This window comes from Promicromonospora sp. NPDC060204, from assembly GCF_042728455.1.
GTDB lineage: Bacteria > Actinomycetota > Actinomycetes > Actinomycetales > Cellulomonadaceae > Promicromonospora.
The window spans coordinates 1-7,954 of the sequence record NZ_JBHWZO010000272.1; the positions used below are offsets into that span (position 1 = coordinate 1).

At 73.7% G+C, this 7,954-nt stretch carries 8 protein-coding genes; 3 read left to right on the forward strand and 5 right to left on the reverse strand.

Going from position 1 to position 7,954, the window contains the following annotated elements:
* Nucleotides 1-153: 153 nt before the first annotated feature.
* Genes ACFWEJ_RS24550 through ACFWEJ_RS24560 form a run of 3 tightly spaced genes read left to right on the forward strand, consistent with a single transcriptional unit; the run spans nt 154 to nt 2,610 of the window.
* Entirely contained in the window at nt 154-1,062 is a 909-nt protein-coding gene (locus ACFWEJ_RS24550) for an oxidoreductase (RefSeq protein ID WP_377231801.1), read from the forward strand.
* Complete coding sequence (locus ACFWEJ_RS24555) at nt 1,059-1,997, forward strand: SDR family oxidoreductase (RefSeq protein ID WP_377231802.1); 939 nt, start codon at nt 1,059-1,061, stop codon at nt 1,995-1,997. Before ACFWEJ_RS24550 ends, ACFWEJ_RS24555 begins: the two co-directional genes overlap by 4 nt.
* Before the next feature lie 10 nt (nt 1,998-2,007).
* The gene (locus tag ACFWEJ_RS24560) at nt 2,008-2,610 is read left to right on the forward strand and encodes a TetR family transcriptional regulator (RefSeq protein ID WP_377231803.1); all 603 of its coding nucleotides are present in this window, start codon (nt 2,008-2,010) and stop codon (nt 2,608-2,610) included.
* Nucleotides 2,611-2,641: 31 nt separating this feature from the next.
* On the opposite strand, the gene ACFWEJ_RS24565 is transcribed toward ACFWEJ_RS24560, so the two are convergent.
* The 5 genes from ACFWEJ_RS24565 to ACFWEJ_RS24585 form a co-directional block, all read right to left on the reverse strand.
* The gene (locus tag ACFWEJ_RS24565) at nt 2,642-4,264 is read right to left on the reverse strand and encodes an ATPase (protein WP_377231804.1); all 1,623 of its coding nucleotides are present in this window, start codon (nt 4,262-4,264) and stop codon (nt 2,642-2,644) included.
* An 83-nt stretch (nt 4,265-4,347) separates the two neighbouring features.
* A complete protein-coding gene (rox, locus tag ACFWEJ_RS24570; protein WP_377231806.1) occupies nt 4,348-5,769 on the reverse strand; it encodes a rifampin monooxygenase in 1,422 nt (473 codons plus the stop codon).
* A gap of 292 nt (nt 5,770-6,061) precedes the next feature.
* Nucleotides 6,062-6,532, reverse strand: a complete 471-nt coding sequence (locus ACFWEJ_RS24575; protein WP_020018328.1) for an HNH endonuclease — start codon at nt 6,530-6,532, stop codon at nt 6,062-6,064.
* Between the two features lie 150 nt (nt 6,533-6,682).
* On the reverse strand, nt 6,683-6,817 hold the full coding sequence (locus tag ACFWEJ_RS24580; protein ID WP_281383673.1) for a hypothetical protein: 135 nt from the start codon (nt 6,815-6,817) through the stop codon (nt 6,683-6,685).
* A gap of 202 nt (nt 6,818-7,019) precedes the next feature.
* The gene (locus tag ACFWEJ_RS24585) at nt 7,020-7,853 is read right to left on the reverse strand and encodes an ion transporter (RefSeq protein ID WP_377231805.1); all 834 of its coding nucleotides are present in this window, start codon (nt 7,851-7,853) and stop codon (nt 7,020-7,022) included.
* Between the last annotated feature and the right edge of the window lie 101 nt (nt 7,854-7,954).

A 7,954-nucleotide genomic window follows, 5' to 3' on the forward strand; every position in this document is an offset into this window, starting at 1 on the left:
GGCCGGGGGTGCCGCATCCGTGGATCCGCCCCCCCTTCTCGTGTCCAGGGGTTGTCCCGGCGGGGGAGCGGGTGCATAGTGGGGATGGTCAACCAACTGGTTGGTTGGCCTCCGTGCCGACACCGGCGCCGCTATCGCCACCCGAGGAGCCCCATGTACACCGTGCCCGACCAGACCGGCCACACCGTTGTCGTTACCGGTGCCAACAGCGGCACCGGCCGCGAGGCCGCCAAGCGCCTGGCGGCTGCCGGCGCCCACGTGATCCTCGCCGTCCGCAACCCGGACAAGGGCGCCGACGCCCTCGCCGAGGTCCTCGCCACCCGGACCGACGCGCAGGCGGAGGTGCGGCTGCTGGACCTCGCCGACCTGGCGTCGGTCCGAGCCTTCGCCGACGGGCTCACGGGCGACCTCGACCACCTCGACACCCTCGTGAACAACGCGGGCGTGATGGTCCCGCCGCAGCGGTACGCGACGGCCGACGGCCACGAGCTGCAGTGGGGCACCAACTTCCTGGGCCCGTTCGCGCTGACCAACCTGCTGCTGCCGCTGCTCCTGGCAGCGCCCGCGCCGCGCGTCGCCACCATGACCTCCGGCGTGGCCAACCGGGGGAGCATCGACTTCGACGACCTCGACTGGGAGCGCCGCCCCTACCGGGCCTGGGCCGCGTACGGGCAGTCCAAGCTCGCGGACCTGCACCTGGCCCGGCACCTCGCGCACCTGGCCGCGGGCCGCGGCTGGGCGCTGGTGAGCACCGCGGCGCACCCCGGCTTCACCCGGACCAACCTCCAGGTCACGGGGCCGAGCATGGGCAAGGAACGTCAGGTGCGCTGGTCGCCGGGCTCGCTCCTGCCGTCGATGGACGCCCCGGAGGGGGCCGGCTCGATCCTGCTGGCCGCCGCCGACCCGGGCGCCCCGTCCGGTGCCTACTACGGTCCGCGGTTCGGCCTCGTCGGCGAACCCCGCCCGGCGCGGCTCAACCGGCGCATGCGGGACGACGCGACGGCGGGGCGCCTCTGGTCCGCCGCCGAGGAGATCACATCGACCGCGGTCCCGGCCCGGTGACCGGCGTCGTGCCCGGGGGCAGGCGGGTGCCCGTCCCGGACCAGACCGGGCGCACCGTCGTCGTCACGGGTGCCAACAGCGGCACGGGCCGGGAGGCCGCGCGGCGGTTCACGGCCGCCGGCGCCCGCGTCGTCCTGGCGGTGCGCAACCCGGCGAAGGGGGCCGACGCGCTGGCGGAGATCCGCGCGGCAACGCCGGACGCGTGGGCGGAGGTGCGGGTGCTCGACCTCGCGGATCTCGCGTCGGTCCGGGCCTTCGCGGACGGGCTCGCGCGCGACGTCGGCCACCTCGACACGCTCGTCAACAACGCGGGCATCTCGATCCCGCCGGAGCGGTACGCGACGGCCGACGGCCACGAGCTGCAGTGGGGCACCAACTTCCTGGGCCCGTTCGCGCTGACCAACCTGCTGCTGCCGCTGCTCCTGGCGGCGCCGGCGCCGCGCGTCGCCACGATGTGCTCGTACGCCGCGAACCAGGGCCGGATCGACTTCGACGACCTCGACTGGGAGCGCCGCCCCTACCGGGCGCTGCCCGCCTACGCGCAGTCCAAGCTGGCCGACCTGCACCTCGCGCGGCACCTCGCCCGGGAGGCCGGACGGCGCGGCTGGCCGCTGGTCAGCACGGCCGCCCACCCCGGCCTGACCCGCACCAACCTCCAGGTCACCGGCCCGAGCATGGGGCGCAACCGGCAGGTGCGCTGGGGGAGCGGGCTGCTGCCGATGGCGGCCCCGGAGGGCGGCGTCGGCTCGCTGCTGGTGGCGGCCACCAGGCACGACGTCGAGCAGGGTGCCTACTACGGGCCGCGGTACGGCCTGGCCGGCCCGCCGCGGCGCGCCCTGCTCAACCGGCGCATGTGCGACGAGGCGACGGCGGCCCGGCTGTGGGCCGTCGCGCAGGAGGTCACGTCCACGGCCCTGCCGGCGGCCCGGAGCTAGGCTGAGCGACATGCCCACCCCCCGTGCCGACGTCGGACGCGCCGCGACCCCGACGCGCATCCTGGAGGCCGCCGCCGAGGAGTTCGCGCGGTACGGGCTCGCCGGTGCGCGCGTGGACCGGATCGCGGAGGGGGCGGCGGCCAACAAGCAGCGCATCTACGCGTACTTCGGCGGCAAGGAGGCGCTGTTCGACCAGGTGGTGAGCGCGCGGATCCTCGACCTGCTGGACGCCGTGCCCTTCACCGCCGACGACCTGCCCGGTTACGCCGTGCGCCTGTTCGACTTCACGGTGGGTCACCCCGAGCTGGTGCGGCTCCTGCTCTGGCACACGCTGGAGCGGCCGGGCGTGCTCGGCGCCCTGGAGCGGTCGGCGACGTCGAGCGCGGCCAAGGTCGAGGCGCTGCGCGAGGTCCAGGCGCGGCACCCGGAGCGGATCGACGCCACGGTGCCGGCCGAACGACTGCTCGGCCAGGTCCTCGCCACGGTGCACGGCTCGGTGCTCACCGTGGGCGGGATCCTCGCCGTCCCTGAGGGCACGGAGGCGGCGGACGACGTGCGCGCCGACGTCCGCCGCGCCGTCACCCGGATCGTCGCCCCGGCCGCCTCCGCGTGACCTCCCGCTCTTCCCGGGGACGGCGCCGGCGTCAGAAGCCTCGGGCGAGCGCCGCGCCCGCCGCGAGCCAGGCCCGGCGCGTCTGCGGGCGCAGGGCGCGGTAGACGAGCTGGCCGTCGACCATGGCCGGGTCGAACGGGACGGTGACCACCTCGCGCGCCAGCGAGCGGTACCCCTGGGCGACGCGGCGCAGGTCGGCGGGCGTCGCCTTGGGGTCCGACTGGCTCACCACCACGACGGCCTTGCGGGCCAGGTCCGCCATGTGCTCCCCGCGGTTCGCCAGCGCCTCCAGCAGCAGCGCGCCCGCCTCGGCGTGGTCGTCGCGGGTGCTGGTGGCGACCACGAGCTGGTCGGTGTGGTCGATCATGCGGAGCCACATCGGGTCGGACTCGTCGTTGCCGGAGTCGATGAAGATCATCCGGTAGTACTTGGCGAGCACCGCGTGGATCGCGTCCACGTCCTCGGACGAGATGCGCTGCTCGTGCGCGAGCGCCATCGGCTTGGACCGCAGCACGTCGAACCGGTCGCGCGACTGGTGGTGCACGAACCAGGCGAGGTCGGCGAGCTGCGCCGTCGGGCCCAGGAAGTGCTCGGTCTGCGGGATCAGGTCGAGCAGGGTCGCCTCGTGCGGGCCCTGCTCGGTGCGCCAGCCCAGCGTGCCGCGCGTCTGGTTGTTGTCCCACGCGACGACGCCGGAGCCGCCGTGCGAGGAGAAGACGGCGGACAGGAGCACCGTGGCCGGCGTCTTGCCGGCGCCGCCCTTGCCGTTCACGATCGAGATGGTGCGGGGGCCGGGCCAGTGCTGGCTCACCACCTGCTCGTCGGCGCGCTCGGCCCGTTCGGCCTCGCTCGGGCGCACCCGGAGCCCGACCCGCGCCAGCACGCCGCGCACACCCTGGGTGGCCGGCTCGTCGAGGCGGTCCTGCACGAGGAAGGACGACCGGCGGCTGTCGCGGCGTCCGCCGTCGTGCCCGGGGCCCGGGCCGAAGGGCTGGTCGGACTCGGGGGCCGAGGGGCCGAACGAGCCGGCCGCGCTCTGCGGGCCTCGGGGCGCGGGATCCTGCTGCGGCAGGCCGTGCTGCGGCATGCCCTGCGGCGCGGGGCCCTGCGGGCCGCGCGGATCCTGCGGGGGAGCCTCCGGCGGGAAGCCGTGCTGCCCGACGCCGTGCTGTCCGACGCCGTTGTGCGCGGCGGCGTGCTGGCCGGCGCCCGGCTGGTCGGTATGGCCCATGACGCTCGTCCGCTGCGGCACGGCGGGACCGGTGCCCGGACCGGCCGCCGGTGGGCCGGCGTGCGCGGGTCCGGCGTGCACGGGGCCCGCGTGCGCCGCCGGGGCGGGGGCGGCGGGCTGGGCGAGGCTCTGGGGCAGCACGGCCTGGGCCGCCTGCGCGGCCCCCGCGCCGCCGTCCTGCACCACCCTGCCGTCGGGGTGGACGGTCAGGCCGGTGGGCCCTTCGGGGCCCAGGGCCTGGACCTCGACGGCCATTCCGGTGCTCGCCGAGAACTCCATGACGAGGCGCATGACCTCGCTGCGGGCCTCGACGAGGCTGTTCCGGTAGACGGGTACCGTCTGGCCGTTGATCGTCACCTGCCCTGAGCCGTCGTCACGCACGATCACATCGGCGCGCGGCCAACCCGCGGTTTCGACGCTCACTCGGGTGCTCCCCTTCTCCGGTCGCCGGACTTCGTCGTGGCGAGGTTCATGAACGCGCACAGAGTACCGGTGGCTTTCACCCGTCATGTTTCGGCGCCGAACCACCGGCGCACGTGGTCGAGCAGGTCCTGGTGGTCCGCGCCCGCCCAGGCCACGTGGCCGTCCGGCCGCAGCAGGACGGCGGGCACGTCCAGCGCGGCGTCGGCGTCGACCACGTGGTCGACCCGGTCGGTCCAGCCGTCCACCGTGAGCCGGCCGGTGCGGTCCAGCACCAGGCCGCGGCCGGTGCGCAGGAGCTCGTAGAGCCGGCCCTGCCGCAGGGCGACGTCGGGCAGCCGCCGTCCGACCAGGTCGTGCTCCCCGCCGAGGTCGTAGCGGATGCCGGTGGCGGTGACCTTCTCCACCAGGAGCCGGCGCACGTCCTCGAGGTCCATCAGCTCGGTCAGCAGGCGGCGCACCGCCTGCGGGCCCGGCTCGGGGGAGAGCAGCACGTGCTGGGCGCGCGTGTTGTCCAGCACGTCGGCGGCCACCGGGCGGCGCTCGGCCGCGTAAGTGTCCAGCAGCCCGTCCGGGGCCTGTCCGGCGACCTCGGCGGCCAGCTTCCAGCCCAGGTTGAACGCGTCCTGGACGCCGAGGTTGAGGCCCTGACCGCCGTACGGCGGGTGGACGTGCGCGGCGTCCCCGGCGAGCAGCACGCGGCCGGCGCGGTAGCGGTCGGCCAGCCGGGTGGCGTCACCGAAGCGGGAGAGCCACCGCGGCGAGTGCGCGCCGAGGTCGGTGCCGGCGAGCTTGCGCACCTGTCGGCGCAGCTCGTCCAGGGTGGGCGGGACGGCGCGGTCCTCGGCCACGCCGTCGGCGGGCGCGCCGAGCCGGTACAGGCCGTCGCCGAGCGGCATGGCGCCGAAGTCGTTGTAGGTCTTGCGCACCTCCGCGACGACCGCGTCGATCGTCTCGGCCGGCGCGGTGAGCTCCACCTCGCCCAGCAGGGTCTCGTGGGTGCTGGGCTCGCCGGGAAAGCCGATGCCGAGCAGCTTGCGCACGGTGCTGCGGCCGCCGTCGCACCCCACGAGGTAGCGCGAGCGCAGCCGGGTGCCGTCGGCCAGCTCGGCGGTCACGCCGTCGTCGTCCTGGCTCAGCCCGGTGACCTCGTGGCCGTACCGGACCTCGACGCCGAGCTCGGCGGCGCGCTCGCGCAGCAGGCCCTCGGTGACGGGCTGCGGGATGCCGAGGACGAACGGGTACGGGGTGTCCAGCCCGGCGGGTGCCGGCTTGCGGATGCCCGCGAAGCCGCCGACGGGGTACTGCTTGCCCAGCGGCAGGAACCGGTCCAGCAGGCCGCGCTGGTCCAGGATCTCCAGGGTGCGCGCGTGCAGGCCGAGCCCGCGGACCACCTTGGTCGGCTCGTCGTCCTTCTCCAGCACGAGCACTCGCACGCCGCGCAGCCGCAGCTCGCAGGCCAGCAGCACGCCGGTGGGGCCGGCCCCGGCCACGAGCACGTCGTTCACGCTCGTGTCGGACGTGTCGCTCATGTTCACGTCGGTCACCAGAACCTCGTTTCGTCAGGCGCCAAAAACCGGCGACGGCCGACGATTCTGCGCCCCCACAGGCCCCTTGCCGCAAGCCCCCCACTGCGTTATACGTTGAAACTGGCAGGAAAGCGCGGCGCCCGGGACCACCCTCACCGCGGATCCCAGGCTCTGGCCCCGGGCGGTCGCCGGCAGGTGAACGGTAAAAGGTCAGGTGATCGAGTTGCCGATCACCTGACCTTTTACCGATCGCTCGCCCGTTCGGCTCAGCTCACGCCGCGCGGGCCGCTCTGTGCCGGATGGCGCGGGCGTAGTCCGCGCGTGGGACGTGCGGCGTCACGTGGAGCACCATGCCGGCCTCGGCCGGGGTGCGGTCCGCCTTGTGCGAGTTGCACTCGTAGCAGGCGGCCACGAGGTTCATCCACGTCGAGGGCCCGCCGCGGGACCGCGGCAGGATGTGGTCCACGGTCTCGGCGGGGCCGCCGCAGTAGGCGCACAGGCCGTCGCGCCGCTTGACGCCGAGCTTGGTGCACGCGGGCGCCCCGCCCGACTTGTAGAGCCACCGCATCGTCACGTACCGGACCAGCCGCAGCACGCGCGGTAAGGGGAACGGCCCGAAGGAGCGGCCGTCGACCGCCTCCTCCACGACCGCGACCTCGCGCACGAGCATGTGGATGGCGTGCCGGACCGATACCCGGTGCAGCGGCTCGTAGCCGGCATTGAGGACTAGGACGTCGGCCACGGGCCTGCTCCTTCCGGTGAGCTTGTCGTCTCGGTTCTTGGCTTTCGAGTAGTTCTGGTCGTGCTGCCGTTCAGCCCCGGGACTACAAGAGCCGCCCGGGAACAAGATGTCCCGAGGCGGCTCACGTTCACTGGTCCGGCCATCGCCGGATCAGGAGCGTATGGCGCCCCGGATGGCCTCGCGGCCGTCCCAGAGGTGCTGCGCGGTGGTCGGGTAGGACGACTCGGTGGCGGCACTGGCCTTGGCCAGGCGTGCGGCCTGGTCAGCGATGCTGGTGCGAACCATCGTGTGTCTTGTCCCTTCCGGTAGTCATGGATGCTGCTGTTCGTGGTGCTGCGTTCGTGTGCTGTTCGCCGTGCTGATGTCGTGGGGCGGGGAGTCACAGACACACAACCTGCCGCCACGGCACCAGTCCGTGTGTGAAGAAAGGTACAACGAGGACTTGGTAGCGTCTATGGCTTTTCCGGAACTGCAACCCAAGGATGCATCAAGTGCCGGGCGTGGCGTGGTCCAACGGCGTGTCGCGCCGGGCCGCCGCGAGCTCGGCCTGCAGCACGGAGAGCTGCGCGCGGATCGCACGCAGCTCGTCCATGACCTCCGCGTCCGACCGCTCCTCGTGCTCGGCGAGCTCGTCGATGCTCTCCATGCCGCTCACGACGACCGCGATGAACAGGTTCAGCACCGCGAACGAGACCACGAGGATGAAGACGACGAAGAAGATCCACGCCGTCGGCTCGTCCTCCATCACGTCCTGCGCGATGTCCGGCCACGCCTCGCCCGTCATGACCTGGAACAGGGTGAACGCGGTGGTGCCCAGGTCACCGAAGTGCTCCGGCGCGATCGCGCCGTACAGGTTGGTCGCGATCACCACGGAGACGTACATGACCAGCACCAGGAGCGCGCCCACCGAGCCCATCCCGGGCACCGCCGCGACCAGACCGTTCACCACGCGCTTCATCGAGGGCACGGAGTCGGCCAGGCGCAGCACCCGCAGGATCCGCAGGGCGCGCAGCAGCGACAGCGGGCCGGTCGCCGGGATCAGGGCGATCCCCACCACCAGCAGGTCGAACACGCTCCACGGGTCCCGGAAGAAGCGCGGGCCGTGGGCGACCAGGCGCAGGGAGATCTCGGCGACGAAGAACCACAGCATCACGTCGTCGACGACCTGCAGCACCTGGTCGAGGGGCCCGTCGACGATCGAGGTCTCCAGCCCGAGGACCACCGCGTTGGCGATGATCACACCGAGCACCACCCGCTGGAACGACTTGTGCTCCACCAGCCTGCGCAGGCGCTCGCGTACGGGCACGCCACCGACCGACATCCGGACTCCTTTCAGGGGTTTTGTCCGGAATGCAGGGTAACTGCCGTGCGGTCGGTGGCGCGGGCCGGTCCGCCCCGGGCGGGGGGGGCCCGCCCCCACCC

Bases quoted from the DNA above. Each gene is read 5' to 3' on its own strand.
- ACFWEJ_RS24550 (WP_377231801.1), top strand. From the start codon at position 154: ATGTACACCGTGCCCGACCAGACCGGCCACACCGTTGTCGTTACCGGT.
- ACFWEJ_RS24560 (WP_377231803.1), top strand. From the start codon at position 2,008: ATGCCCACCCCCCGTGCCGACGTCGGACGCGCCGCGACCCCGACGCGC.
- ACFWEJ_RS24580 (WP_281383673.1), bottom strand. From the start codon at position 6,817: ATGGTTCGCACCAGCATCGCTGACCAGGCCGCACGCCTGGCCAAGGCC.
- ACFWEJ_RS24585 (WP_377231805.1), bottom strand. From the start codon at position 7,853: ATGTCGGTCGGTGGCGTGCCCGTACGCGAGCGCCTGCGCAGGCTGGTG.